This window comes from uncultured Alistipes sp. (assembly GCF_902388705.1).
GTDB lineage: Bacteria > Bacteroidota > Bacteroidia > Bacteroidales > Rikenellaceae > Alistipes.
In genome coordinates, this window is the sequence record NZ_CABMQJ010000034.1 from 1 (window position 1) to 25,746 (window position 25,746).

General features: G+C 60.8%; 20 protein-coding genes, 1 tRNA gene and 1 pseudogene. 8 read left to right on the forward strand and 14 right to left on the reverse strand.

All coding sequences use genetic code 11. The annotated features are described in order from the left end of the window. Together QZT71_RS08685 and QZT71_RS08690 are read right to left on the reverse strand one after the other, a co-directional pair. Positions 1-177 (reverse strand): glycosyltransferase (locus QZT71_RS08685; RefSeq protein WP_295915233.1); only part of this gene is annotated, 177 nt, incomplete at its 3' end. Next, positions 170-787: a DapH/DapD/GlmU-related protein gene (locus QZT71_RS08690; protein ID WP_295915183.1), complete on the reverse strand. Its 618-nt coding sequence runs from the start codon at positions 785-787 to the stop codon at positions 170-172. The genes QZT71_RS08690 and QZT71_RS08685, both read right to left, overlap by 8 nt. A 179-nt stretch (positions 788-966) precedes the next feature. Here QZT71_RS08690 and QZT71_RS08695 point away from each other — a divergent pair, with 179 nt between their 5' ends. Further along, the gene (locus QZT71_RS08695; protein ID WP_295915187.1) at positions 967-2,217 is read left to right on the forward strand and encodes an LruC domain-containing protein; all 1,251 of its coding nucleotides are present in this window, start codon (positions 967-969) and stop codon (positions 2,215-2,217) included. 246 nt (positions 2,218-2,463) lie between these two features. Here QZT71_RS08695 and QZT71_RS08700 read toward each other — a convergent pair whose 3' ends face one another. The 8 genes and pseudogenes from QZT71_RS08700 to QZT71_RS08735 all read right to left on the reverse strand — a co-directional run bounded on the left by QZT71_RS08700 (position 2,464) and on the right by QZT71_RS08735 (position 11,761). Beyond that, positions 2,464-3,582 carry a glycosyltransferase family 1 protein gene (locus QZT71_RS08700; protein WP_295915189.1) on the reverse strand — a complete coding sequence of 373 codons (1,119 nt, stop codon included), beginning with the start codon at positions 3,580-3,582 and terminating at the stop codon, positions 2,464-2,466. Continuing rightward, a complete protein-coding gene (locus QZT71_RS08705; RefSeq protein ID WP_367112545.1) occupies positions 3,579-4,826 on the reverse strand; it encodes a glycosyltransferase family 2 protein in 1,248 nt (415 codons plus the stop codon). Before QZT71_RS08705 ends, QZT71_RS08700 begins: the two co-directional genes overlap by 4 nt. Next, positions 4,778-5,687: pseudogene (locus tag QZT71_RS08710) on the reverse strand (glycosyltransferase family 2 protein). Before QZT71_RS08710 ends, QZT71_RS08705 begins: the two are co-directional and overlap by 49 nt. Before the next feature lies 1 nt (position 5,688). Further along, the gene (locus QZT71_RS08715; protein ID WP_295915194.1) at positions 5,689-7,194 is read right to left on the reverse strand and encodes an O-antigen ligase; all 1,506 of its coding nucleotides are present in this window, start codon (positions 7,192-7,194) and stop codon (positions 5,689-5,691) included. A 16-nt stretch (positions 7,195-7,210) separates the two neighbouring features. After that, positions 7,211-9,412 carry an exopolysaccharide biosynthesis protein gene (locus tag QZT71_RS08720; protein WP_295915197.1) on the reverse strand — a complete coding sequence of 734 codons (2,202 nt, stop codon included), beginning with the start codon at positions 9,410-9,412 and terminating at the stop codon, positions 7,211-7,213. A 9-nt stretch (positions 9,413-9,421) separates the two neighbouring features. Then, positions 9,422-10,204, reverse strand: coding sequence for a TolC family protein (locus tag QZT71_RS08725; protein WP_295915200.1), 783 nt, complete (start codon positions 10,202-10,204; stop codon positions 9,422-9,424). 13 nt (positions 10,205-10,217) lie between these two features. Beyond that, on the reverse strand, positions 10,218-11,396 hold the full coding sequence (locus tag QZT71_RS08730) for a sugar transferase (protein ID WP_295915204.1): 1,179 nt from the start codon (positions 11,394-11,396) through the stop codon (positions 10,218-10,220). Next, a complete protein-coding gene (locus tag QZT71_RS08735) occupies positions 11,393-11,761 on the reverse strand; it encodes a response regulator (RefSeq protein WP_295915207.1) in 369 nt (122 codons plus the stop codon). Before QZT71_RS08735 ends, QZT71_RS08730 begins: the two co-directional genes overlap by 4 nt. Before the next feature lie 357 nt (positions 11,762-12,118). Between QZT71_RS08735 and QZT71_RS08740 the strand changes: the two genes are divergently transcribed. The 5 genes from QZT71_RS08740 (at position 12,119) to QZT71_RS08760 (ending at position 20,752) form a co-directional block, all read left to right on the forward strand. Then, the gene (locus tag QZT71_RS08740) at positions 12,119-12,526 is read left to right on the forward strand and encodes a response regulator (RefSeq protein WP_295915209.1); all 408 of its coding nucleotides are present in this window, start codon (positions 12,119-12,121) and stop codon (positions 12,524-12,526) included. After that, entirely contained in the window at positions 12,523-14,490 is a 1,968-nt protein-coding gene (locus tag QZT71_RS08745) for an ATP-binding protein (RefSeq protein WP_295915211.1), read from the forward strand. The genes QZT71_RS08740 and QZT71_RS08745 overlap by 4 nt, the downstream gene beginning before the upstream one ends. A 533-nt stretch (positions 14,491-15,023) precedes the next feature. Continuing rightward, positions 15,024-16,274 (forward strand): efflux RND transporter periplasmic adaptor subunit, encoded by a 1,251-nt coding sequence (locus QZT71_RS08750; RefSeq protein WP_295915213.1) that lies wholly within the window; start codon positions 15,024-15,026, stop codon positions 16,272-16,274. A gap of 3 nt (positions 16,275-16,277) precedes the next feature. Next, positions 16,278-19,373 (forward strand): efflux RND transporter permease subunit, encoded by a 3,096-nt coding sequence (locus QZT71_RS08755; RefSeq protein WP_295915215.1) that lies wholly within the window; start codon positions 16,278-16,280, stop codon positions 19,371-19,373. Further along, positions 19,370-20,752 (forward strand): efflux transporter outer membrane subunit, encoded by a 1,383-nt coding sequence (locus QZT71_RS08760; RefSeq protein ID WP_295915218.1) that lies wholly within the window; start codon positions 19,370-19,372, stop codon positions 20,750-20,752. Before QZT71_RS08755 ends, QZT71_RS08760 begins: the two co-directional genes overlap by 4 nt. Positions 20,753-21,094: 342 nt before the next feature. Here QZT71_RS08760 and QZT71_RS08765 read toward each other — a convergent pair. Further along, a tRNA-Thr gene (locus tag QZT71_RS08765) sits at positions 21,095-21,167 on the reverse strand. A gap of 120 nt (positions 21,168-21,287) precedes the next feature. Between QZT71_RS08765 and QZT71_RS08770 the strand changes: the two genes are divergently transcribed. Both QZT71_RS08770 and QZT71_RS08775 read left to right on the forward strand, forming a co-directional pair. After that, the gene (locus tag QZT71_RS08770) at positions 21,288-22,757 is read left to right on the forward strand and encodes a carbon starvation CstA family protein (RefSeq protein ID WP_295915221.1); all 1,470 of its coding nucleotides are present in this window, start codon (positions 21,288-21,290) and stop codon (positions 22,755-22,757) included. Continuing rightward, on the forward strand, positions 22,738-23,430 hold the full coding sequence (locus tag QZT71_RS08775) for a tetratricopeptide repeat protein (protein WP_295915223.1): 693 nt from the start codon (positions 22,738-22,740) through the stop codon (positions 23,428-23,430). The genes QZT71_RS08770 and QZT71_RS08775 overlap by 20 nt, the downstream gene beginning before the upstream one ends. 585 nt (positions 23,431-24,015) lie before the next feature. On the opposite strand, the gene QZT71_RS08780 is transcribed toward QZT71_RS08775, so the two are convergent. The 3 genes from QZT71_RS08780 to QZT71_RS08790 all read right to left on the reverse strand — a co-directional run. Continuing rightward, positions 24,016-24,780, reverse strand: coding sequence for a FadR/GntR family transcriptional regulator (locus QZT71_RS08780; RefSeq protein ID WP_295915226.1), 765 nt, complete (start codon positions 24,778-24,780; stop codon positions 24,016-24,018). Between the two features lie 145 nt (positions 24,781-24,925). After that, the gene (locus QZT71_RS08785) at positions 24,926-25,504 is read right to left on the reverse strand and encodes a thymidine kinase (RefSeq protein ID WP_295915228.1); all 579 of its coding nucleotides are present in this window, start codon (positions 25,502-25,504) and stop codon (positions 24,926-24,928) included. 41 nt (positions 25,505-25,545) lie between these two features. Further along, positions 25,546-25,746: hypothetical protein (locus QZT71_RS08790; protein ID WP_295915230.1), on the reverse strand; the 201-nt coding region annotated here is incomplete at its 5' end.

The following is a 25,746-nucleotide window of genomic DNA, read 5'->3' on the forward strand; positions in this document are numbered from 1 at the left end:
ATTGTTACCCAGTTCCTTTATGAAATCGGAGTTCTTGGTGCCGTCCGTCGAGCCGTCGTCGACGATGATGATTTCCAGCTCGCGGAGCGTCTGCTCCATAATCGATCGCACGGCCTCCTCGACGTAAGGCTCCGTGTTGTAAACGGGTATTATGACACTGACTCGGGGTTCACTCATGGCGGATCGGGACCCACTCCTGTTTTTCGGGGTCGTAGCGTTTGATGACGCGCGCCGGGTTGCCCACGGCGACGCTGTACGGGGGAATATCCTTGGTGACGACGCTCCCGGCGCCGATCTGGCAGCGTTCGCCGATGGTGACGCCGGCCACGATTACCGAGTTGGCGCCGATGTGCGCCTCGCGGCCGATGGTCACCTCCTTGCGGACGAGCTCCTGCTCGTTCGAGTCGCGCGTGCCGTCGGCATAGCCGTGGTTGAATCCCGAGATGAACACGTGCTGTCCCAGTCCGGCGCGGTCGCCCATGCGCACGGGGCCGATAACGACCGATCCGATACCCACGCGCGCCCCGTCGCCGATTATCACGTCGCCGGCGCCGTTGTTGACGACCGCGTAATCTTCGATCAGCGCGCCACGCCCCACTTCGAAGCGGCGCCACGGGAAAACGTCGAGCCGCGCATGGCGGCGAATCAGCGCACCCCGGCCCTTTTTGTGAACAAAAGGGTTTACCAGCCAGCGCACCCAAAGCCGGGGACGCGGGTGTTTGCGGGGCGATATGAGACCGATAACCATCCGTTTGAGGCGGGGGTTGTTTTTGATTTTACCAATCATAATTACAAAGGTAGCAAACTTTTGCGATATACGGAGGCCTGCCGTGCGAATTCCGTCCGGAGGACTGTCGTTTTTTGTCGGGTCGATAACGAAAAGGGGCTTTTTTGTTTAAAAATTTGGCGGATTTGAATATATCCATTACCTTTGTAATGAAACGTCACTTTTAGCTGAAAATTATCATGAAGAAGATTGCCCTGTGCGCCTGCTTTGCGGCAGTGTCGCTTTTGGCAGGATGTGTGAAGGATATGCCGTCCCCGCAACCCGGGGGCGACGCCGACAAGGTCGTGGGGTTGAATGTTCCTGCTTCGTTCGATTGGAAGACGACCAAATCCGTCGACTGTAATTTCTCCGCGGCCCATCCCTCGCGCGTTTTCGTCGCGACGGAGCGCGATGCCGAACCCTTCGCCTCGTTCGTGGCCGGCGGCGGCGCCGATGCCGTGGCGCTCGATGTGCCTGCCGCCCTGCGGACGCTGTATGTAAGCTATGAAACCGAAACGGGTGTATCGCGGCCCGAGGCCGTATCCGTGGCCAACTCCGCCGCCGTCTATTCGCTCGGAGCGAACGGCAAGCTGTACGACGGCCTCGAAGACGGCGACAAGAACACCACCAAAGGAAATGTGATTCACATGCCGTCGGACGGTTGGGGAACGCTTCTTTTCGAGGATCTCTGGCCCGCGTACGGCGACTACGACTTCAACGATTTGGTCGTCAACTACAAGGCGCAGCTCTACATGCAGAACAAAAACAAGGTTTTTGCCATGCTTATCGGGGTTCGCGTGAAAGCGGTGGGCGGCTCGATACCCTATGATCTCTGCCTGTCGATGAAAGGTGTCAAAGGCGGCGAAATCGATGAGATTACGCCCGTCGACAAGGCGCATGCCGCCGATGCCGATTTGGTGGCGCTCAACTCCGAAAACCGGGTCGGCGAACCTGCCCTCCTGCGCTTCGAGAATATCCGCCGCAATCCCAACCAGCAGCCCGGCGCCGCCTATGTGAACACCGAAGCGGGGTACGAGATGACGGAAGAGCAGCTGGTCAGCGCCTCTTTCCTCGTTTATTTCCGCAATTCGATTGCCATCGAGAACGTGGCTTTCGACATGTTCGATTTCTTTGTGACCCGCAACCGCCAGTCGGACGGCCGCCTCATCGAAATCCATATGGGCGGATTCGAACCCACTCCCGACGCCCTGTCCGATTACAAGGCCCTGAAAGCCGCCTGCACCCATACCGACAAGGCGGACGGTTATTACTATTCGAACGACCGGCTGGTCTGGGCGATTAACGTTCCCCACGACATCCGGCACGCTTACGAAAAGGTGGATTTCCTGAAAGCCTATCCCGACATGGCCCGCTGGGCCGAATCGGGCGGCAAGCTGGCGCAGGACTGGTATATGCACGGTGTCGACGAATACCTCGTCAAAGGCAAATAATATCCGGCAGAAAGGAAGAAAAATGAAGGGCCCGACAAACCGGGCCCTTCATTTTTTGTGTCTGTGCGCCTCTTTTGAGGGGCTTCTTTTGGTGCTGTACCCGCACGATGGTTCCTGTTCTTTTCAGGCAATTCCGGGCGGATGTCCCGGGCGGGGTTTTGCGTCGGCCTGCACGGGTGCTGGCCCTGAGGCGGGCGCCTTGTGCCGGGATTTCATGCCGGTTGCCTTGTGGCGGCCCCCCCCCGGTTATTTTCCCAGCGACTCGTAGAGCGCCAGCAGCTGCCGGGCCGTCTGCTCCCACGAGAACTGTTTCACCCGTTCGAGCCCGTAGGCGACCTGTGCCGCGCGGAATGCCGCGTCGGTTTCGAGCCGCAGCAGGGCGTCGGCGATGGCCGCCGGGTCGGTCGGATCGACGAGGATGGCCCCTTCGCCCGCCACTTCGGGGATGGCCGAGGTGTTCGACGTGACGACGGGCGTGCCGCAGGCCATCGCTTCGAGCTGCGGAATGCCGAAGCTTTCGCGCAGGGAGGTGTAGAGGAATGCCGAGGCGCCGTTGTAGATGGCCGGGAGGTCGCCGTTGGGGATATAGCCCGGCAGGCGGAGCATGTCGCGCAGTTCGGGAGCCCCGATTTCGCGGAGTATCTGCTCCGCGGCCTGCTCCTTGAGGTCGGCCACCAGCAGCGGCAGGGGAGCCGCCGAGCGGCGGACGTATTCGGCGTAGGCGCGCAGCGTCCCGGGCGTGTTTTTCTTGGGATCGGTGTTGCCCAGGAAAAAGAGGTATGCGGGGTCGCGGAGGTATTTGCCGACGGTCGCCGCGACGTCGTCCATCGGGCGGAACCGGTCGTTGTAGCCGTTGTGGATGGCCGTGATGCGGTCGGGGTCGAGGTTGAGGGCGGTGCGGATGCGGTCGCATTCGAATTGCGACACGGTGATGATTTTGCGGCACGCAGGCAGGATGCGCGGCACCACCAGGCGGCGGTAGATGCGTCCCAGCGACTGGTAGAGCGACTTGTTACGCGAGGCCTGTTTTTCGAGGAAGATGATGTCGTGGAGCGTGACGACCAGCGGTGTGTGTCCCCATACGGGCGCGGTGTTGCTGGTGCAGTGCAGCAGGTCGGGCTTTACCCGCGCTACGGCGCGCGGCAGCGCCCACTGTTCCCACAGCGGATAGCTCGGGCAGCGGAGCGTTGTGATATGCATGTTGGGGCTCTCCTCCAGGCAGCGGTCTTCGCCCTCGCCCGTGAAGATGAAGTATTCGTTCACGGTGTCGAGCCGTTGCAGGCAGCGGATGGTTTCGAGCGCCACGAAGTCCATGCCGTGTTTGTTGGGGCGGAAGATGCGCTGTGCCTCGATTGCGATTTTCATGGTCGGGTTCCGGTGTTGTTTCCGGGGGCGTCGCTGCCGGCCCCGGTGTGTTCGGTGTGGATGAATTTGTCTTTGGTGCCCCGCAGGCGGAACAGGTTGGCCAGGGTCAGCAGGAACAGCACGGGCATGCGCCGCAGGGCGCGTCCCAGCCGCTCGTCGGTCTGCTCGTCGGGCAGCGCCAGCGCCAGCGCGAAGAGCAGCAACAGCAGGGCCGCCCACCATTTGAGCGAGGCCGCCGGGTCGAAAACGGTCGTTACGACGGCCCACAGCGGTACGAGCCCCATCACGAGGATGCGCGGCGGCAGGCACCATTGCAGCAGTTTGTCGCAGTAATCGGCATTGCCCGACAAGACGGCGCCCGGAAGCTGCCGTACGGCGGCGCCGAGGGCATAGAACTGCGCTGCAATCCAGCGCCGCCGCTGGTTGTAGTAGGCGCCCTGGCCCTGCACCTTCTCGTCCAGCACGCGCACCTGGTCGAGGTAGTCGATGTAGATGCCCTGCCGGAGCAGCAGCGCTTCCAACTCCTTGTCCTCGCCCGAAGTGGTGCAGCGGGCGATGTTTTCGCGGAACCATTTGTATTCGAAGGCCATGCCCGAGCCGATGAGTGCCGACGAGAGGCCCAGCGCCACGTGTCCGCGGCGGAAGATGGCGTTGTTGATTTCTTCGCTGGCGGCGTCGAGCACGGCGGTGTCTGTGTCGCGGTTTTTGGCCGTGCGGTGGGTCTGTACGGCCTGCATGCCGCTGTCGAAAGCGTCGTTGAGGCGTGCAATGAACTCTTCGCCCGCGAGGTTGTCCGCGTCGAGGATTGCAACCGCGTCGGCGGCTTCGGGGCCGAGCTGCTCGACGGCGAAGTTGAGGGCTTTGGCCTTGGAGCTGTTCTCGAATGCGGCCTCCAGCACGCGGAGCGGCAGTTTGCGCAGTTCGGCGAGCGTTGCGGGCTGCAGCCCGTCGGCGATTACGACCACCTCGTGCAGCCCGGCCGGGTAGTCCTGCCGCAGGGCGGCCTCGGCCGTGCGGACGATCACCGCGTCACTTTTGTAGGCCGGAATCAGCGTTGCGAATTTCCGCTGGCGCCTGGCCGGGGGATAGGCCTCCCTGCGCCGGCGCGTCGAGAAAAGCGCGAAGACGAAAAGGTAGAGTACCGGAATTCCCAGTATGAAAATGAAAATCCAGTCGATTATGTTGATCGCTGTCGTCATGCCGTTTGGTTTTTCAGGGTGAAGAAGTCCGCCGCGCCGCGCCATGCGGCCTTTGCCAGGTCGCGCCGCCCGTGTGCCAGCGCCGAGAGAATCGCCTTGGGCACCGCTATGCAGAGCTGGTAGGCGAGCGACAGCAGCCGCGTGCCGCCCCGCAGGTTGCGGCGGGGGGGGGGGGGGGGGGGGGGGGGGGGGGGGGCGGTTGCGGGTCAGGTAGTAGCTGCGTAAGGGGCTCTGCTGCCCCGTGGTGGCGCTCTCCTTGTGGAATACCGTGCAGCGGGGGTCGTAGGCGATGCGCCATCCCTGTTCGCGGATGCGCACCGACCAGTCGAGTTCTTCGTAATAGAGGAAATAGATTTCGGGCATCGGCCCCGCCTTTTCGAGCACCTCGCGGCGTATCATCATCGCTGCGCCGTGGGCGTAGGGCGTGTCGTGCGGCGTGTCGAACGACCCGTCGTCGGGGGCCTCGAATCCGACCAGCGCGTTGCGCAGGGTGATGCGCGTCAGGGGCGTATAGCCGGCGAACTGGATATGGCGCGGAGGTGCGAAGAACCGGATTTTGGGGCATACGGCGCCGATCTCCGGATTGTCGCGGAGCGTTTCGCAAAGGTAGTGCAGCGTGTCGTCCTCCACTTCGGTGTCGTTGTTCAGCAGCAGCAGCAAATCGCCCGTCGCTGCCGAAAACCCGAGGTTGTTGCCCCCGGCGAACCCGAGGTTGCGCTCGCTGCGCAGGACGTCGATGTCCGGATAGCGTTCGCGCAGCAGGGCCGCCTCGTCGCGTGCGGAGCCGTTGTCCACGACGATGATTTCGAGCGGGGAGGTGACGTGCCGCCGCAGCGAGTCGAGCATTGCGCAGGTGAGGTCGAAGCCGTTGTAGTTGACCGATATGACCGTGATGAGCGGTTTCATGTTATTCGTAGTTTTCCCGCAGCGGGGGCCGCTGGGCCGGCATCGCCTTGTCCAGAATCTCCTTTCGCGTCAGTTCGCGGTCGAAGCGCGGCGCGAGGAAGATGAAGCCCATGCACATGTAAAGGATGGCGCCCGTGGGGATTTGTCCCAGCACCTCGTTGGCGTAAGCCATGACGACGATGCCCGAAATTCCGGCCGTGAGTGCCGCCGTGAATCCCCGCAGCTGGACGTTCCGCAGTTTGAATACGACCAGCCAGGCGCCCCGCGCGAGGATGTAGAGCAGGATGCCGATATGCAGCAGGATGCCCACGACGCCCGTTTCGACCCAGATCATCACGAACCACGAGTCGGTAGGTATCTGCGACAGCGGGGCATCCGGGGCAAAGGTCTTGGCCTTGCCGCCGCCGTGCCCCAGGCCGGCGCCGAAAGGTTTGTCGCGCATCAGTTCACGCAGTTTGGCCTGGTTTTCCAGGCGCACCTGGAACGAGGCGTCCTGCGTGTTGAAAGCGCTGCGCGCACGCCGGACGATGGCGTTCCCCTGTCCGATGGTGGTGAATTTCAGGAATACGAAAGCCGCCAGTACCAGCAGGATGCCGGCGACGATGACCTTGATGTTGCGCGACATCATGATGAATGCCGTGTAGCCGATGAACGGCACGGCCAGGGCGCTGCGCGTTCCGGAAATCAGCATGCCGTAGCAGGCCGCTGCCGCCACGAGCAGCAGGTAGGTTTTAATCCACGGGTTGCGGTAGTAGAGCGCCGAGATGGAGAATACGACCATCGAAAGTCCCATCGAGGCCCCGAAGTTGGCGGCGTCGCTGAAGAACGAGAAATAGCGCACGCCGCTGCGGATGATGTGCGTCGATCGCCCTCCGAGCACGAACAGCCAGTAGTTCTCCGCGGCGTTGAAGCCTATGAATTTCTGGATGCAGGCTTTCGCGACGGCGATCAGCGTCAGTACCGACCATACGATCAGCATGTATTTCAGGTACTTGTACTCGGACATGGTGAGCTGCGTGAGTACCGTGATGAAGAAAAAGTAGAACGCCACCGAGCGTACGGACGAGAACCATCCGGCTACCGAAACCGACTCGGGGTTCACCACTTCGAGGGTGCAGTAGGCCACCCAGATGGCCGCCACGACGGTCAGGCCCGAGCTGGCGCGTTTCCATTCGATTCGGTGCATCATGGCCTGCAGGCTGATAATCAGTATATTGTAGAATATCAGCGCGTCGAGAATCAAGCCGAACGGCAGGTCGTGGGCGTAGCGGGTCAGTGCCATGATGAAATAGTTGACCACGAACAGCCCGAGCATCGACAGCCCCGGGTCGCGCAGCGTGACCCACAGGATGCACAGCGCCGCCGGGATGGCCGAAACGGCCAGTCCCGCCAGTACCCCGTATTTGGTGAAGGTCATCGCGAGCACGGCCACGCCTCCGGCCAGCAGTGCCCAGACGATTAACCGGGGCACGCTGACGGGGGTGGTTATGCTGCCGTAGCGTTCCATATTGCGGTGCGGCGGATTATTTGACGGCGGTGAATCCGAACTGGCTGATCTGGTAGCCCAGCCGGCGCAGGCGGCCGTAAGGAGGCATCAGGCCCGTGAAAGACTGAACCACGTCGCGGCGCGCGCAGTTCAGGCAGAGGGTTACGGGCGTGCGGCCGGCGAGCTTCTCGACTTTTTCGAAGAGCAGTTGGTCGGTGTCTTTCCACGTGCGGTTGGCTGGGGCGATGACGATGTCGAGCGCCGCATGCCGCAACAGCTCCTTGGGTATCGAGCTTTCCGTGAGGGGCGGGTATTCCACCAGCACCACGTCGGCTTCGGCGAAAGGCACCTGGTCCGGTTTGTCCTGTACGAAATCTTCGAGTTTTTCGGCCAGCAGGTACGATTTCTGTTCGATGTCGAAGTCCCTGTTCCACTCGACGACGCGCACTTTCATGTTCGCTTCGCGGAAGAAGTCGGCCAGGTATTCGATTATGAGGCTCTTGCCGTCGCCGTGCTCGGTGCTCAATATGTTGAGGACGTTGGGCCGTGCCGACGGTTCGAAATAGTTGATTGCGGCGTTTCCGATGTAGCGGGCGGCGATCTCGCGGTATTGCTTGGTGAAGCGCCGCTGCCCGAAGCGTCCCTTGCCCGGGAAGGCGCCGATGACCCGGCCGCCCGTGATGCGTTCCGCACGCACCTTGTCGCGCAGCGTGCGGTCGAGCAGCTCCAGCAGGATGAAGAATCCCAGGACGAAAAGCATCGTGGCGAGGAATGCCGCGGCCACGAAGAGTTTGCGCTTGTAGGGCTCCGCCGCAATCGGCAGTACGGGCGCGTTGATGATTTTCAGCGTCGCCGAGGTCATCTGCAGGTTTTTCTGCCGCAGGCGCGCGGCGTTGAGCGCCGAGAGAATCGAGAGGTACGACTGTTCCGAGAAGTTGATTTCGCGGCCCTTGCGCTTGAGGGTCGAGCCCACCGGCGAGAAGTGGACGTATTTCTCGTCGAGTTCGCCCTTGCGCAGTTTCATCACCCCCAGTTCGGCTTTCGATTTTTCGGCAAGCAGCACAGCGGCCAGCCATTCGCCGATGATCGATGTGGTCGACAGACCCTCCTTGGTGTATTGCTGGTTGGCGATATTCGTGGTGATTTGCTGCAGGCTGCGGGTTTCCTCGTCCAGCTTCTGGCGCAGCTGTCCCACGTTGCTGCGGCTGGTCGGGAGGGTTTCCTTGTCGGAAAGGGGGTCGCTGCCGGGCGTCGGCTGGAACGCCTCGGCGGCAGAGAGGCGCGAATAGAGGTTGCCGATGGAGTGGAGTTTCTCGATGAACTGCGTGTTGTTGTGGAACGTCTGCAGCCCTTCGAGCTGCTGTTCGATGGATGTGCGCAGCTTCTCGGCGCTCTCGTAGTTGAGCAGGATTTCTTCGTAGCGCAGCTCGTAGTCGCGCGACAGGGCGGCTATGTGCTTGGTCTGCTCGTCGTAGTTGATGACCTTGTGCTCGACGTTGTAGTCGCGCAGCGAGTCCTCGAGGTTGCGCAGGTTGCGGCCCACGCGGTCGAGCTCCGACTCGAAGTAGGCGATGACGTTGTTCGTTTCGCCGAACCGCAGGTCGCGGTACTGTTTGACGAATTCGTCGTTGAGGATGAGCAGCGTGTTGTAGACGATGTAGGGATCGTCGTTCTCGTAGCTGATTTCGAGCATGTCGCTGCTGGCGACGCGCCGGACCTTGATGCGGCTCAACGCGTCGTAGCTGTAGTAGGGCGGGCTCCAGTGGAAAATGCCGTAGACGTGGTTGTCGTGGTCGGCTTTCTCGTAGTTGCGCAGGTTCTCGAGGGTCTTCTCCTCCGAGGCGGGGTCGACGAGCGCCATGACATCATCCGGCGTGCGGGCTTTCAGGTAGCGCGACGTGCGGGCCGTGAGGTACTTGTTGTCTTTCTCGGTGTCGAGGTGCGTCAGGTCTTGTGCGTAAAGCCGGATCGAAACGTTCTTCAGCGTGCTCTGCGACAGGATGATGTTGATCAGGTTGTCCATCGCGTTGTTGATGACGTTCCAGTCCTGCCGTGTGCCCTCCGTACTGGTGATGTCGTATCCGGAAACGATACCCGTATAGATGGTCGTCGTGGATTTGTAGGTGCGGGGCTGTGCGCCCATCTTGAAGAAAACGGCCAGTGCAACCAGCGTGGGGCAGACAATCAGCCACCACTTGATGCGGTAGAGGAACCGCGCGGTATAAGCTATGTAATTCATAACCAGTCGTTATTTAGCGGGTTTCGCGGATTTGTTGATGATGGGGGTGTGGGTGAGCACCTCGAGCCGCAGCAGGGCGTTGTTGAGGTTGCTGCGCACCTGTTCGTACTCGCGGATGGCCACGTTCTCGATGCTCTTCTGGCGGCTCAGGGCCTGTGCGTCGAGTTTGCCGTTGATGAAATCGGCCTCGGACATGCGGTACTGGGCCTGTGCGGCGATCATGGCCTCGGCGGCGCTCCGCAGAATCGAGAGCTGCTGGACAGCCGAGGTGTACGAGTCGATGATTTTCAGGCGCAGGTCGTCGTACCAGCGGTCCATGTCGTACTGCGTGTTTTCGATGCGCTTCTTCTGCTGCTTGATTTTGTTGCGGCGGTTGAACAGCTCGTCGATGGGAATCGAGAACGAAGCCCCGACGTTCCACCAGCTCTGGTCACGCCCGGTCGTGGTGGTCGTCCAGACCGGGATGCTGCTGTCCTGGTAGTTCTGGTTGTAGATGTCCGACGAACCGTAGTTGTAGTTGGCGTTGAGTTTGAAATAGTGCATCCAGTTGCGGCGCACGGTTTTCAGCTCGCGCTCCTCGATTTCGCGGTTCGATTCGTAATAGCCTACCTGCGGGGCGTGCCGCGCATTCTCCATCAGCGTGTGGAGCGGGGGCAGCTGGAGGTTTATGTAGTCCTCCGGTGCGAGCTGCTGCAGGTCGCTGTACTCGAATTCGGGCGCCGTGGGTTCGGTTTGTGCCGCTGCGGCGGCAGCGATCAGCAGCGCCCAGAGTGTTATGACGACTTTTTTCATCTGTCGTTGTGTTTTATACGTTTTCCTTTTGTATGAACGCCGTGAATGTGCGCAGGATGATTTTCAGGTCGAACCACGGCGACATTTTGCGGGCATACTCGATGTCGAGCTGCTTGCGCTGTTCGGGCGAGAGTTTGCCCGCCTGTCCGCGTTTCTCGACCTGCCAGAGGCCCGTGAGCCCCGAGGGGCACATGAAGCGTTCGATATATTCGTCGCTGGTCAGGCGTTCGGCTTCGTAGAGGGGCAGCGGGCGGTTGCCGACGACCGACATGTCGCCCCGCAGGATGTTGAAAAGCTGCGGCAGCTCGTCGATGCTGTATTTGCGCAGGATGCGTCCCAGCCGCGTGATGCGCGGGTCGTTCTCGATTTTCACGAACGCATTCTCCTGTTCGGTTTCCAGTTGTTGGTGGTGCGCCTCTTCGGGAATTGCGAAATCGTCCGCATAAAGCATTCCGTTTCCAGTGTCGGCCAGCAGTTTGCCGATGTCCGCTTCGTCGAAGGTCATCTTCGCCGAATCGTCCGGTGCGGTTTGGGCGGCGTACTGGTTCAGGTCGCGGAACTCCTTGAGCCGCCGGTCGGCGTCGGTGCGCATCGAACGGAATTTCAGGAAATCGAAGATGCGGTAGTTGCTGCCCACGCGTTTGGACTTGTAGACGACCGGCCCCGGGCTGTCGAACTTGATTGCCGCGGCGACGGCAAGCAGCAGGGGCGAGAGCAGGACGATGGCCGAAAGCGAGGCCAGGATGTCGAACGACCGTTTCCACAGCGGCATCCGGAACAGCCTCACTTCGCTGCTGTCGCCCGTGACGGCTTTGTGCACGAACGTGTAGTCGGTCATGAATTGCAGCGTGCGGAGGAAATCCTCGCGCGAAACGTTTCCCGGCAGGGCGCTGTTGACGCCGGCCCGGAGGTATTCGTGCCGCTGCTGCTGGGTCATCCCGTCCGACGTGATCAGGACGATGCCGCCTCCCGGCAGCCAGGAGCGCAGGAAGCGGATGTCGCGCAGGTCGGCATCCGTGTCGTGTTGCTCGTAGAGGATAAAGGCGTGACCCCCTTTGCCTCCTTTGGCGGGTGCGAGCAGACGCATGGCGGAACCGATGTCCCCCACGATGCTCATCTGTCCTTCGGTCAGTTCCGAAAAACGGGCCGTGTGGTTGCCTTTGCCCCTGATGTAGATGACGGGATATTTCAATCCAAAATCTTTTTAATGCGTATTTTGAGCTCCTGCGGGTTGAACGGTTTGACGATATAGTCTTCCGCCCCCTGTTCCAGCAGGCGGATGCGTTCCGAGGTGCTGTCCTCGCTCGAGAGCATCACGACCGGGATGTCCCTGAACAGTTCGTTGAGTTTGAGGTATTCGAGGAATTCGTCGCCGCGCATTTCGGGCATGCGGATATCCGAGATAATCAAGTCGGGCATGTTTCCCTTGTGCAGCCATTCGATGGCCTGCAGCGGATTCTGCACATAATAACAATCGTAATCCGCATGGAGGTATGCGAAGAGGATTTTGGCAATCTGTTCCTTGTCGTCTACGATCAGTACTTTTTTCTTGTTCATGTTCTGCGGTTCATTGTCGTCGGACTCTCTGCAACGAAGGGGCGGCATCGCTGCACATGGCCGGTGCAGGGTCGGCGACTTCGCACTTCCCGGGGTGTAAGTACCGGAAAATCGTAGTAAATATAAACATTATTCGCAAAGAGTCACTTTCCCGGCTGCAAATATCGGTAAAAAAAATGATAAAATAAACTTTTAAGGCGATTTATGAATCAAAAACGCCCGGTTTTACCGGCCCGTTGCCGCGCCCGTTGTTAATTTTTTTGCGTAAGACTGTATTATTAATCAAAAAAATGGTATTTTTGTGCAATTGTCCGGTCTATATTGCGGGCCGGGCGGTTTTGTTAAACCGAAAAAGCGATGGAGTGTGACAAAAGCGTAGATTCCGACGGCAGCCGTCCCCGGTTACTTGTGGCGGAGGACAACCCGAGCAATTTCAAGCTTGTCGAGGTGCTGTTGCGTCGCGATTACGATTTGTCGCATGCATGGGACGGCAGGGAGGCCGTCGATTTGTTTACGGCGGAAAACCCCGACCTGGTGCTGATGGACATCAGCATGCCCGTGATGGACGGTTACCAAGCGCTCCGGCTCATCCGGGAGATGTCGGCCGGCGTCCCCGTCATCGCACTGACGGCTTATGCATTCGAAACCGACCGACAGCGTATGTTCCAGGCCGGCTTCGACGAATGTCTCGCCAAACCGCTGCGTGCTTCCGAACTCCGGGAGTGCATTGCCTCGCTGCTTTCGCAGAAAAGGAGAACACTATGACCAGAAACATAGCTATAAAATGTGGGGTGCTGCTGCTCATCGGCTGCTGCATCCTGTTCCCGATGTCGCTTCGCGCCCAGGAGAATGCTCCGGAGCGGGAGAGCATCCTGGTTATTTCATCGTACAACCCCGACACGCGCCGCATGTCGAGTTTCATTACCGAATTCGAGCGCAAGGTGGTGGCGTCGGGCGTGCCGTGCGATATTTACGTCGAAACGCTCGAATGCAAGAGCATCAACGACGCGCCGATCTGGATTTCGCAGACCGACAACATGATAACCCGTTACGAAAACCGGGGCGGCCTGCGTGCCATCGTCCTGCTGGGGCAGGAGGCCTGGGCGTCGTTCGTTTCGCTGGGGCGCATTCCCGAGAACGTGATGTGCTTCAGCTGCTTCGTCAGCTCCAACGGCGTTGTGCTGCCGCCGCCCGCCGACAGCACCGGCGCGTGGATGCCCCCTGCCGTCAATTACATGGAGATGGCCGACAGCCTGCGGAACGTGGGCGGCCTGCTCAACAAATACGATGTCCGCCGCAATATCGAACTGATTCGCTCGCTCTATCCCGAAGTCGAAAATATCGCGTTCATTTCGGACAACACCTACGGGGGCATCTCGCTGCAGGCCCTCGTGCGCGAGGAGATGAAGAACTACCCCGACCTGAAACTGGTGCTGGTGGACGGCCGCGACGGCGATGAAGCCGCGCACCAGGCCTATGCCTCGCTTCCGCTCCGCTCGGCGGCGATACTGGGCACGTGGCGCGTAGGCAGCGACGGGGAGTACCTCATGCAGCGTTCGCTCAACGATTTGGTGCAGCTCAACCCGCGCATTCCCGTCTTTTCGATTACGGGTACGGGGATTGGCGACGTGGCCGTGGGCGGCTATATCCCCGACTACGAGAACGGCGCCGCGGCAATCGCCCCGCAGATAAAGGAGTACTACGCTACGGGCAAGATGGATGCGACCCACTTTCATCTCACGGGGAGCGAGTACCGATTCGACTCGCGCAAGCTCAAGGAGTTGAAGATTGCCGAATACGCCCTGCCCAAGGGAAGCATCGTCGAGGATACGGTGGCGGCCAAACTTTCGAAATACTCGCACTACATCGAACAGCTCGTGGCGGGTATCGTGCTGCTGGTGCTGCTGCTGATTTTCGTCGCCTGGCTGTTCCTGCGTACGCGGCGCCTGAAACGCACGCTCGAGGAGCGCGAAGGCCAGCTGGTCGTGGCGCGCGAGAAAGCCGAGGAGTCCGACATGCTCAAGTCGGCGTTCCTGGCCAACATGAGCCACGAAATCCGCACGCCGCTCAACGCCATCGTCGGTTTCTCGTCGCTGATGCAGGGCGAGGAACTCTCGCAGGAGGAGCGCGCCGAATACTGCGCCATCGTGGTCAACAACTCCGAGATGCTGCTCACGCTGCTCAACGACATCCTCGATATTTCGTCGCTCGAGTGCGGCAAAATCAAGTTCAACTACTCGTCGGAGGAGATTGTACAGATTTGCCAGCATATCCTGATGACCACCGCGCATACGCGCCAGGAGGGTGTCGAGGGACGACTCGAGTGCGCCGTTGGCTCCTACATGCTGGTGACCGACGTTCACCGCCTGTCGCAGATTCTGATCAACCTGCTGACCAATGCGAGCAAATTCACCTCCGAGGGCAGCATTACGCTCGGCGTGGAGATCGACGAGGAGCACGGCGAGGTGCTCTTCTCGGTGACCGATACGGGCCCCGGCATTCCGCTCGACAAGCAGGAGATGGTCTTCAACCGCTTCGAGAAACTCGACGGAAACAAGAAGAAAGGCACGGGCCTCGGGCTGGCTATCTGCCGCCAGATCGCCATGATTTTCGGCGGGCGCATCTGGGTCGACCCGACCTATACGGGAGGCGCGCGCTTTATCTTCGCCCATCCCATCGGTATCCGGTTCCCCGGCGATGGAGAGAACCGTGAGGGGGGGGGGATTTGAGCCTTCCGGACATGCAAAGACTCTCCATATAGCCGAGGACGGCAGCCTTCGCAGATAGCCTCCGAAACGGGCGCAGAGCCCTTTTTTGGATGGAATCCGCACCGTTTGAAAAGACCCCTTGCCGGGTCTTTTTTTTGCTGCGGCCTACCGGGAAGCGGGGCTGCGGGAGTTCCGGCCCGCCGGGCATCCGGAACAGCCGGGAAGCAGGGGCGGGAATTTGGCTGTACCGCATCTTACCGTGCCGGGAGGTTCTTTTGCCGGTAGCGGGCTTCCGGGCCGCTCCGTTTCCGGGCCGCGCAGTTACCTCCGTCTGTCCTCTCCTTTTACCGCCCGGGGAACGGATACTGCCGTATCCGGGGCGGTATTGTGGAATTATTCCACACCCGTTGTGGAAATATTCCACAGATTTTTATCTATATTTGGCCCGAATTTGGTCGGTATTTTGCTGTTAATAAATGTTTTAATGGGAATATCGCCGTCTTGGCGCAAGGTTTGAACCCCTTGTCGATGCCCTCAACCATTATTCGTGCTTTATGAAATTTGATAAGTTGAAACCGAATTTGCAGGACCTGAATCTGGACAGCGTGAAGAAAGCGGCTGTCCGGGCTTCGCATGTCCGCCTGAAATTGAGCCGCCGGCAGTGGGTTGCCGTCGCTGTCGTCGCTGTTGCGGTGGCGGTATTGCTTGCCGTGCTGCTGCGTCCGCGTCCGGCTGCCGTGGTACTGCCCGTCGTCGCGGTGGAACCCGTCGTGACCGAAGACGTCAACATCTACGGCGATTACGTGGGCCGCATCCGCGCCCAGCAGTTCGTCGAAATCCGCGCCCGCGTGGAGGGGTATCTCGAAAAGATGCTCTTCGCCGAGGGTACCTATATCAAGAAAGGCCAGACGCTTTTCGTAATCGACCCCCGTGTCTACCGCGCCCGCGTCGATAAGGCCAAGGCGCAGCTGAACAAGGCGCGCGCCCAGGCCCTGAAAGCCAAGCGCGACCTCGACCGCATACGCCCGCTCTATGAACAGAGCGCGGCCAGTCAGCTCGAGCTCGACAATGCCGTCGCTTCGTACGAAAGCGCCGCGGCCGATGTCGCGGTAGGCGAGGCCGACCTGACGCAGGCGCAGATGACGCTGGGCTATACGAGCGTGCAGTCGCCCATCGCGGGGTATATCTCCGAGCGCAACGCCGACATCGGCACGCTGGTCGGGCCGGGCGGCAAATCGCTGCTCGCCACGGTCGTCAAGAGCGATACCGTGCGGGTCGATTTCAGCATGACCGCCCTCGACTACCTGCGCAGCAAGGCCCGCAACGTCAACCTCGGGCACCGCGACTCGACCCGCAAGTGGGATCCCTACATCACCGTCACGCTGGCCGACGGCTCCGAGTATCCCTACCGCGGACTGGTCGATTTCGCCGATCCGCAGGTGGACCCGCAGACGGGTACCTTCTCCGTGCGCGCCGAGATGGCCAACCCCGACCACATCCTGCTGCCGGGGCAGTTCACCAAGGTGCGGCTGCTGCTCGACGTGCGTGAGGACGCCGTCGTGGTTCCCGCGAAAGCCGTCGAAATCGAGAAGGGCGGCGCCTATATTTACGTGGTGCGTCCCGACAGCATCGTCGAGAAGCGTTTCGTGGAAACCGGCCCCGAACTCGGCCGGAACATCGTCGTCGAGCGCGGTCTGGCGCAGGGCGAGGATATCGTCGTCGAGGGATACCACAAACTCCGGCACGGCATGAAAGTCGAACCCGTCGCCCCGCGCCGCGAGCAGGAGAACGAAAAAGAGCAGTAGCCTATGAAAGCGGACTTTTTTATCGACAGGCCCGTCTTTTCGACGGTGCTGTCCATCATCATCGTGATCGTGGGTTTCATCGGCCTGGCGCTGCTGCCCGTCGACCAGTATCCGCAAATCGTGCCTCCCGTGGTGCGGATTTCGGCCTCGTACCCGGGCGCCGATGCGCAGACCGTGACGCAGGCCGTGGCCACGCCCATCGAGCAGGAGCTGAACGGCACCCCCGGCATGATTTACATGGAGTCGTCGAGTTCCAATTCGGGCGGATTCTCCGCCACGGTGACGTTCGACATCTCGACCGACCCCGACCTGGCGGCCGTGGACATCCAGAACCGCCTGAAGAAAGCCGAGGCGCGCCTGCCGGCCGAAGTCGTGCAGAACGGCATCTCGGTCGAGAAGCAGGCGGCCAGCAAGCTGATGACCATCACGCTGCTGTCGTCCGACCCCAAGTTCGACGAGATTTATTTGAGCAACTACGCCACGCTTAACGTGCTGGACATGCTGCGGCGCGTTCCCGGCGTGGGCAGCGTTTCGAACGTGGGCAGCCGTTACTACGCCATGCAGATATGGGTGATGCCCGACAAGCTGGCCGACCTCGGCCTGACGGTCAAGGATTTGCAGACGGCGCTCAAAGACCAGAACCGCGAATCGGCCGCCGGTGTGCTGGGACAGGCCCCCATGAACGGAATCGACGTCACGATTCCCATCACGGCGCAGGGCCGCCTGTCGTCGGTGAGCGAATTCGAGGACATCGTCGTGCGGGCCAACCCCGACGGTTCGATTATCCGCCTCAAGGACGTGGCGCGCATCTCGCTCGAAGCCTCGTCGTACAACACCGAGAGCGGCATCAACGGCGGAAACGCCGCCGTGCTGAACATCAACATGCTCCCCGGCGCCAACGCCATGGAGGTCGCGACTTCGGTCAAGGCCGCCATGGATGAAATTGCCGGCAACTTCCCGGAGGGTATCAGCTACGAGATTCCGTTCGACATGACCACCTATATCTCGGAGTCGATTCACCACGTCTACCGCACGCTTTTCGAGGCGCTACTGCTGGTGATTCTGGTGGTGTTCCTTTCGCTGCAGAGCTGGCGCGCGACGCTTATCCCGATTGTCGCCGTGCCGATTTCGCTGATAGGCACCTTCGGCGTGATGCTCGTTTTCGGCTTCTCGCTGAACATGCTGACGCTGCTGGGACTGATTCTGGCCATCGGCATCGTGGTCGACGACGCCATCGTGGTGGTGGAGAACGTCGACCGCATCATGAACGAGGAGCACCTCTCGCCTTACGAGGCGACGAAAAAGGCGATGGGCAGCTTGAGCGGCGCGCTGATTGCCATGTCGCTGGTGCTGTGCGCCGTGTTCGTGCCGGTGAGCTTCCTTTCGGGCATCACCGGGCAGCTCTACCGCCAGTTCACCATCACCATCGCCGTGTCGGTGATTATCTCGACCGTCGTGGCGCTGACGTTGAGCCCCGTGATGTGTTCGCTCTTCCTGCGCCCGGGGAGCGAGGGAAAGAAAAACCGGTTCTTCCGCCGTATCAACCTCGGCCTGGCGACGGGCAACAAGTTCTACGGGCGCATGATACAGGGGGCGCTGAAACATTCGCGCCGCATGTTCGCGGCCTTCGGCATCGTGCTCATCGGCATCTGGCTGATGAACCGGCTCGTGCCGCAGAGTTTCATGCCGCAGGAGGATCAGGGCTACTTCACCGTGGAGCTGGAGCTGCCCGAGGGGGCGACCATCGAGCGCACGCGCGAGGTGACCGACCGCGCCATGGAGTTTTTGATGAACGACCCCGACGTGGAGTACGTGCTCAACGTTACCGGCTCGAGTCCCCGCGTCGGCACGAACCAGGCGCGAAGCCAGCTGACGGTGATTCTCAAGCCGTGGGGCGAGCGCGACTCGGAGGGGTTGAGCGACGTGATGCAGCGCGTGCGCGCCGAGATGTCGCGCTATCCCGAGAGCAAGGTCTACCTCTCGACGCCCGCCGTGATTCCCGGACTGGGCAACTCGGGCGGTTTCGAAATGGTGCTCGAGGCGCGCGGCAACACGACCTACGAGGATTTGCAGCACGCCGTGGATACGCTGATGCACTACGCTTCGCAGCGGCCCGAGTTCTCGGGGCTCGCGTCGTCGATGCAGGGCGACATTCCGCAGCTTTACTTCGACGTCGACCGCGACAAGGCGCAGCTGCTGGGCGTTTCGATGTCCGACATTTTCTCGACGATGAAAGCCTTTACGGGGTCGATTTACGTCAACGACTTCAACATGTTCAACCGCATTTACCGCGTTTACATCCAGGCCGAGGCCCCTTACCGTGCGCAGCGCGACAACCTGAACCTCTTCTTCGTCCGCGGCGCGGGGGACGTGATGATTCCCATCACCTCGCTCGGTACGACGCACTATACGACGGGAGCCGGCAACATCAAGCGTTTCAACATGTTCAACTCGGCCACCATCTCGGGCGAAGCGGCCCACGGGTACAGCTCGGGACAGGCGATGGACGTCCTGGAAGAGCTCGTGCGCAGGCACCTCCCGGCGTCGGTCGGCGTCGAGTGGAGCGGCCTCTCCTACCAGGAGAAGCACGTGGGCGGACAGACCGGGCTCGTGCTGGCGCTGGCGTTCCTGTTCGTGTTCCTGTTCCTCGCGGCCCAGTACGAAAGCTGGTCGGTGCCTGTGGCGGTCATCCTGTCGCTTCCGGTGGCCGGCATCGGCGCCTACCTCGGCATCTGGATATGCGGCCTGGAGAATAATATCTATTTCCAGATCGGGCTGGTGATGCTCGTGGGACTGGTGGCCAAGAACGCCATCCTGATTGTGGAGTTCGCCAAGGAGGAGGTTGAGAAGGGCCGCGACGTGGTGTCGGCAGCGCTTACGGCGGCCCACCTGCGCTTCCGCCCGATTGTCATGACCTCGCTGGCCTTTATCCTCGGCCTGCTGCCGCTGGTCTTCGCCTCGGGGCCGGGGTCGGCGAGCCGCCAGGGCATCGGCACGGGCGTCTTTTTCGGCATGCTGGTGGCCATTACGGTCGGTATTGTCTTCGTGCCCTTCTTCTTTGTGTGGATTTACCGGATTAAAGCAAAACTGAAACGATGAAACGACTTACGATACTGCTCATGATACTGGCCGCTGCCGCCGGGCTGGGCTCCTGCTCGGCCGTGCGCCACTGCAAGGCACCCGAAATCGACCTCCCGGCGGGGATTGCCGACGGGGCAGCCGCCGATTCGCTGACCATCGCCGACATGGAGTGGTGGCGCTTCTACGGCGATTCGACCCTGTGCCGGATTATCGGGCGTACGCTGGCCAACAACAAGGACATGCTCGCCGCTGCGGCGCGTGTGGAGCGCCTGCGCCAGCTTTACCGCGTGAGCAAGGCCGAACGGCTGCCTTCGCTCTCCGCCAACGCCTATGCCGACCATGAAACCAACGACTATGCCGGGGAGACGTCGACCCGCGATGCCGAATTCGGGGCCAAGGCGACTTTGAGCTGGGAGCTGGATTTGTGGGGCAACCTGCGCTGGGCCAAGCGCCGGGGCGGCGCCGAATACCTCGCGTCGGTCGAGGACAGGCGGGCGATGCAGATGACGCTCGTGGCCGAAGCGGCTTCGGCCTACTTCAACCTCATGGCGCTCGACAACGAACTCTCCATCGTGCGGCGTACGCTCATCACGCGCAGCGAGGGCGCCTACCAGGCGCAGCTGCGCTTCGAGGGGGGCCTCACCTCCGAAACCGTTTACCAGCAGGCGAAAGTCGAGTACGCCGCGACGGCGGCGCTGATTCCCGATTTGGAGAGCCGTATCGAGATTGCCGAGAACGCCATCGCCCTGCTTATGGGCGAGAATCCCGACTGGCGCGTGGTGCGCGGCAGGATGGATACCGAAGCCGAATTCGCCGACAGGCTTCCCGTCGGGCTGCCCTCGGAACTGCTCCGGCGCCGTCCCGACGTGCGGGCTTCGGAGCAGCAGCTCCGTGCGGCGATGGCCTCGGCGGGCATGGCCTATGCCGACCGTTTCCCGCGCCTGACTTTTAACCTGACGGGCGGCTGGGAGAACGACGATTTGGGCGGATTTTTCCGTTCGCCGTTCTCGTATGTCGCCGGGACGCTTGCCTCGCCGGTTTTCGGCTTCGGACGCAAGCGGGCGAAATACCGCGCCGCGCTGGCAGCATACGACGAGGCCCGTCTGGAGTACGAAAAGAAGGTGCTGACGGTCTTCAAGGAGGCCAACGACGCGGTCATAACCTACCGCGGCGTGCGCCAGTCCGCGGCCCTGAAGGTCAACCTGCGCGATGCGGCCCGCAAGTACGTCGAGCTGGCACAGTTGCAGTACCGCGGCGGCAGCATCAATTATATCGACGTGCTGGACGCCCAGCGTCGTTATTTCGATGCCCAAATCGGGGTGAGCAACGCCGTGCGGGACGAGAACCTCGCCTTGGTGGAGCTCTACAAGGCCCTGGGCGGCGGCTGGACGGAGTGATTCGCGCCTGCCGGGTGGTTTGGAATCGGGGTGTACGGCTGCAGGCTGGGCACTCCGATTTTTCGATTCCGGGGATTTTGCGTCACGCGTGCATTCCGCGCCGGTTGCCGTATTCTGCACTGTCCGCTGTATTCTGCGCCGGCTTGTGTATTCCGGGTCGCTTGTGCATGCCGTGCCGCCCGCCGCGTGTTGCGCAGGCGGGTGTGCCCTGTGCTCCGAAGTCCGGCTGTTTGCGCCGCAAGCCGCCTTTTGCCTTGTTCCTGCCTGGAAAACAAGGGTGGAAAAAGACTCGCCCGAGAAACAGAAATCCCTGATAACTAATCTGTTATCAGGGATTTTCCGAGCCGAAACCGGGACTTGAACCCGGGACCTCTTCATTACGAGTGAAACGCTCTACCAACTGAGCTATTTCGGCTTTCCGGGAACATTAAGTTCCCTTTGGGATTGCAAATATCTGAAAAAAATCTTTTTCTCGCAACAATTTTGAAAAAATTCTCGCTTTTCTTGCTATATTCGCGTCAAAACTGCCCCGGCTATGGTTACTTTTCTGGTATGTCTGGCGCTGCTCGTGGGCGCCTACTTTACATACGGACGTTATCTGGAGCGTCTGGTGCGGGTCGATCCTGCGGCTGAAACGCCCTGCCGGCGTTCCTACGACGGCGTGGACTACATTCCGCTGCCGATGTGGAAAACGTTCCTCATCCAACTGCTCAACATCGCCGGGCTCGGGCCGATTTTCGGGGCCGTGCTCGGGGCGGCATACGGCCCCGTGGCATTCCTGTGGATTACCTTCGGCGGCATCTTCATGGGGGCCGCACACGATTTTATCGCCGGCATCATCTCGCTGCGCAGCAACGGTGCGAGCCTGCCCGAAACGGTCGGCACCTACCTCGGGCACGGGGCCAAACAGCTCATGCGCGTTTTCTCGGTCGGTCTGATGGTGCTCGTGGGCGCCGTGTTCCTTTCGCAGCCGGCGGCGCTGATAGCCAACAGGGTAAATTTGCCGGCCCTGTCGGGCGTCGCATTCGGGGATTTTTCGTGGCTGCTGCTCCTGATTCTCGGGATTATCCTGGCTTATTACATCGTGGCGACGCTGCTGCCCGTGGACAAGATTATCGGTAAGATTTACCCCGTTTTCGGCTGTGCGCTGCTCTTTATGGCGCTGGGAATCCTCGTCGTACTGCTTTTCGACGGTAAATATACCATTCCGGAACTCACCTCGCTGCACAACGGCATCGCCGATCCCGGGCGGTTCCCGATTGTCCCGATGCTCTTTACGACCATTGCCTGCGGGGCGATTTCGGGTTTCCACGCCACGCAGTCGCCGCTGATGGCCCGCTGCCTGCGCTCCGAGCGGGAGGCGCGGCCGGTGTTCTACGGCGCCATGATTTCCGAGAGCATCATCGCCCTGATTTGGGCCGCTGTGGCCATGGCGTTCTGGAACGGCACGGAGGGGCTCAATGCCGCAATCGCCGAATACGGCGGGCAGGCGGCCGTGATGGTCGACGTCATCGCCCGCAGTACGCTGGGCGAGGTGCTGGCGGGATTCGTCATTTTCGGGGTCGTGGCCTGCGCCATCACCTCGGGCGATACGGCATTCCGCTCGGCGCGGCTCATCGTCGCCGATTTCATGGGGGTCGGGCAGCGCAGCCTGCGCTGGCGCATCTACATCAGCGTGCCGCTTTTTGCGGTGGGGCTGCTGATTATCTTCTGCCTGCCTTTCCAGGCTATGTGGAGTTATTTCGCATGGATGAACCAGGCCCTGGCGATGGTTACCCTCTGGATGATTACGGCCTACCTGAACAGGCGGGGACGCAACCGCTGGGTGGGACTCGTGCCGGCGCTGATCATGACCTATGTCTGTATGTCCTATATCTTCATATCGCCGCTCATGTGCGGCATGCACGACCGTGCGGCGGCCTACCTGCTGGGCGGGGCGGCGACATTGGCCGTTTTGGCTGTTATGATTTTTAAAATGCGACACGATGCAAAAAGCATATCTTAACCCCACTTCCGACCAGACGTTCGAAGTTGTCGGCGAGGGGGCGTACAACTTCGCCGGCGTATTGGCCCGTACCCGTGAAATGGAGGCTGCGGGCGATGTCGAGGGGGCCTGCAACGAGCGTTTTCAGGCTTTTCAGCGCCTTGCGGCCCTCGTGCCCGAGGACGAGGAAATCAACCTCGAGTGGAATCACCGGAATTCGCGCGCCGCGCTCGAACTGGTGCTGGCGTCGGCCATCGACCACTTCCTGATCAACGATTTCGAGATGTCGGCGGCTCTGCTGGAACTGCTGCTGGAGCTTGACCCCGAGGATCACCTCGAGGGAAGCGAGCTGCTGGCTTTCGACTACCTGGCGATGGACGAGCAGGAGTTGTTCGACGAGGTTATCAACGACGTGTCGGATAAGTATGCCAGCCGCGAAGTGCTGCTGCTCTGGTCGGCGTTCCGCCGCGACGGGAAGCTGCCCGAGGGCGAGCTGCAGCATTTCAAGACCCGTTTTGCCCCCTATTTCGCCGAGTTTACGGCCGGGGAGCATCCCGCCGACGAGGCCTATCTGAAAGATATCGGGAGCGAGCGGCCCTCGCAGCAGGCGCAGGCCCGCGAACTGTGGCTCCAGACCGAAAATCTGTGGGTGCTCTGGCCCGGGTTTATCGGGGCCCTGCGGGAGGCCCGGTGACGGATGAAAGTAAACTGCGCCGATAAAACGAATGCGCCGCTGGTTTCAGCGGCGCATTTTTTATGGCGGGGGCGGGCCTTTATGCCGGTCGGGGTGCTATACGGGTGTCGGATGGTCGCCGGGTGGTGTTTGTGGGAAGGATTGCCGGACAGGTAGCCGGACGTGCAGATGTGTTGCCGGGCAGGTCGTTATAGGGGCATCGGATGGTCGCCGGGTGGTGTTTGTGGGAAGGATTGCCGGACAGGTAGCCGGACGTGCCGATGTGTTGCCGGGCAGGTCGTTATAGGGGCATCGGATGGTTGCCGGATGGTGTTTGTGGGAAGGATTGCCGGACAGGTTGCCGGACGTGCCGATGTGTTGCCGGGCAGGGCGTTATAGGGGCGTCGGATGGTCGCCGCAACGGGTTGTCGGAGGAGCGGAGTGCGTTGGTGGGCAGGACTGCCCGAGAGGCCGTCTGGATGATTGCCGGGCGCGTACCGGGCATGGCTGCCGCTGGTTATTCCCGGCTTTTCAGGGTGTCCGGCTGCTGCCGGACAACAACGGGAGCGACCGGGCCGCCGTTCTCCTGCCGGGCCCTTGGGGCGGTTACCAGACCTTTTCCGCGACAGGCTGCGGCAGGCTCTCCTCCATGTTCTGCCTGCGGTGCCGTTCGAGGTAAATCGAGTAGAGTTTGAAATGCTCTTCGATGGCCCGTTTGTAACCCTGCAGGTCGCCTTTGCGGATATATTCCAGCAGGTGGCGATGGGTGACCAGTTCGCCGCTGCGCTCCAGCTCCAGCTCAATCGGCTCGAACGAGTCGCGGTACTTCTCCTTGACGAAATCCAGTACGGGGTAGATGATGTCCTGGAATTCGGTGATGATGGCGTTGCCCGTAATCTCGTAGAGTTTGGTGTGGAACCGGTGTTCGCTGACAGGAGCGTATTTGTTGTTGCCGATGACCTGGCTCATCTCCACGATTTGCTCCAACTCGGCCACGTGAGCGGGGGTGAGGTTGCGGAAGATGTTGCTGCTGATGCCGATTTCGAGCGCCACGCGGAATTCGAGGATGTTGCGCAGCGTCGATTCGTTCATCAGCAGGGGATTGACGCAGCGCTTCATGCCGCCCAGCAGCGACGGCTCGCCCAGCACCATTCCTTTCTTGGTGCGGGATACGATCATGCCGGTCATTTTGAAGCGGCTCAAAGCTTCGCGCAGCACGGCGCGGCCGACGCCCAGCGACGCCGCGAGGTCGATTTCGTTCGGAATGCTGCTGCCGGGGCGCAGTCCCTGTTCTTTGAAGAAGCGTATCAGGCTCTCTTCGACGTTGTCGACGAGGGTCGTATTGCGCCTGTCTAATTTCAATACCTCCATGGATGCTTTCTTTGATGTAAAGATACGATTTATTTCGTGCAGTACCAATGTATTCAGGCGGTTATTCCGGTTTTGCAATCCGGCGCCGGACAAAAAAAGAGGCCGGCGGCCTCTTTCCTTTCATCGGGTATGTCGGTGCAGGGGCCTACTCTTCTTTTTTGTTCCGCACCAGCTCCTTGAAACAGTGGCGGCAGATGGCCTCGTAGGAATCGGTTTCGCCCAGCACGACCAGCTTCTCGTCCTGGGTGAGGCGGTGGGAGTGGTGCGCGAGGTTGCCGCAGCGGACGCAGATGGCGTGCACCTTGGTGACGTATTCGGCCGTGGCCATCAGCGCCGGCATCGGGCCGAAAGGCTTGCCGGTGTAGTCCATGTCCAGCCCCGCGGCGATGACCCGCACGCCGCTGTCGGCCAGTTCGCGGCACACCTCGACGATGCTCTGATCGAAGAACTGCGCCTCGTCGATTCCCACCACATCGACGTCGGAGGTCATCAGCAGGATGTTGCGGGGCGAGTCGACCGGCGTGGAGCGGATGGCGTTCGAATCGTGCGACACGACCTCCTCCTCCGAGTAGCGCACGTCGATGCGCGGTTTGAAGATTTCGACCCGTTGGTTGGCGAACTTGGCGCGTTTGAGGCGGCGTATCAACTCTTCGGTCTTACCCGAGAACATCGAGCCGCAGATTACTTCGATCCAGCCTTTGCGGCTGGCATTTTCCAAAAACATAAGCTGTAAATATCGTTTCTAAATCTTATTCCGGTTTTTGTTCACCGCCTTGTCGCTGCTGTCTGCTCCGGCGGCTTATGTTTCGTATTTACATTCCCTCTGAATCTCCCTTTGTCAACAGGGATATTTTTTACTTGCAGGGGTAATCGTGTCTCTTTCTTTTTTCTGTTCCCGTTCACCGCTGCGGCGCTGTCGCCTGCCGTGGCGGCGGTGCGGCGGCCGGCGGGCACCTTCGTGTCCGG

Coding starts and splice junctions, on each gene's coding strand:
- QZT71_RS08735 (WP_295915207.1), bottom strand. CDS start 11,761: ATGAACAAGAAAAAAGTACTGATCGTAGACGACAAGGAACAGATTGCC.
- QZT71_RS08760 (WP_295915218.1), top strand. CDS start 19,370: ATGAAACGACTTACGATACTGCTCATGATACTGGCCGCTGCCGCCGGG.
- QZT71_RS08745 (WP_295915211.1), top strand. CDS start 12,523: ATGACCAGAAACATAGCTATAAAATGTGGGGTGCTGCTGCTCATCGGC.
- QZT71_RS08690 (WP_295915183.1), bottom strand. CDS start 787: ATGATTGGTAAAATCAAAAACAACCCCCGCCTCAAACGGATGGTTATC.
- QZT71_RS08740 (WP_295915209.1), top strand. CDS start 12,119: ATGGAGTGTGACAAAAGCGTAGATTCCGACGGCAGCCGTCCCCGGTTA.
- QZT71_RS08715 (WP_295915194.1), bottom strand. CDS start 7,194: ATGGAACGCTACGGCAGCATAACCACCCCCGTCAGCGTGCCCCGGTTA.
- QZT71_RS08750 (WP_295915213.1), top strand. CDS start 15,024: ATGAAATTTGATAAGTTGAAACCGAATTTGCAGGACCTGAATCTGGAC.
- QZT71_RS08700 (WP_295915189.1), bottom strand. CDS start 3,582: ATGAAAATCGCAATCGAGGCACAGCGCATCTTCCGCCCCAACAAACAC.
- QZT71_RS08755 (WP_295915215.1), top strand. CDS start 16,278: ATGAAAGCGGACTTTTTTATCGACAGGCCCGTCTTTTCGACGGTGCTG.
- QZT71_RS08770 (WP_295915221.1), top strand. CDS start 21,288: ATGGTTACTTTTCTGGTATGTCTGGCGCTGCTCGTGGGCGCCTACTTT.
- QZT71_RS08720 (WP_295915197.1), bottom strand. CDS start 9,412: ATGAATTACATAGCTTATACCGCGCGGTTCCTCTACCGCATCAAGTGG.
- QZT71_RS08780 (WP_295915226.1), bottom strand. CDS start 24,780: ATGGAGGTATTGAAATTAGACAGGCGCAATACGACCCTCGTCGACAAC.
- QZT71_RS08705 (WP_367112545.1), bottom strand. CDS start 4,826: ATGGCGCGGCGCGGCGGACTTCTTCACCCTGAAAAACCAAACGGCATG.
- QZT71_RS08725 (WP_295915200.1), bottom strand. CDS start 10,204: ATGAAAAAAGTCGTCATAACACTCTGGGCGCTGCTGATCGCTGCCGCC.
- QZT71_RS08775 (WP_295915223.1), top strand. CDS start 22,738: ATGCAAAAAGCATATCTTAACCCCACTTCCGACCAGACGTTCGAAGTT.
- QZT71_RS08695 (WP_295915187.1), top strand. CDS start 967: ATGAAGAAGATTGCCCTGTGCGCCTGCTTTGCGGCAGTGTCGCTTTTG.
- QZT71_RS08785 (WP_295915228.1), bottom strand. CDS start 25,504: ATGTTTTTGGAAAATGCCAGCCGCAAAGGCTGGATCGAAGTAATCTGC.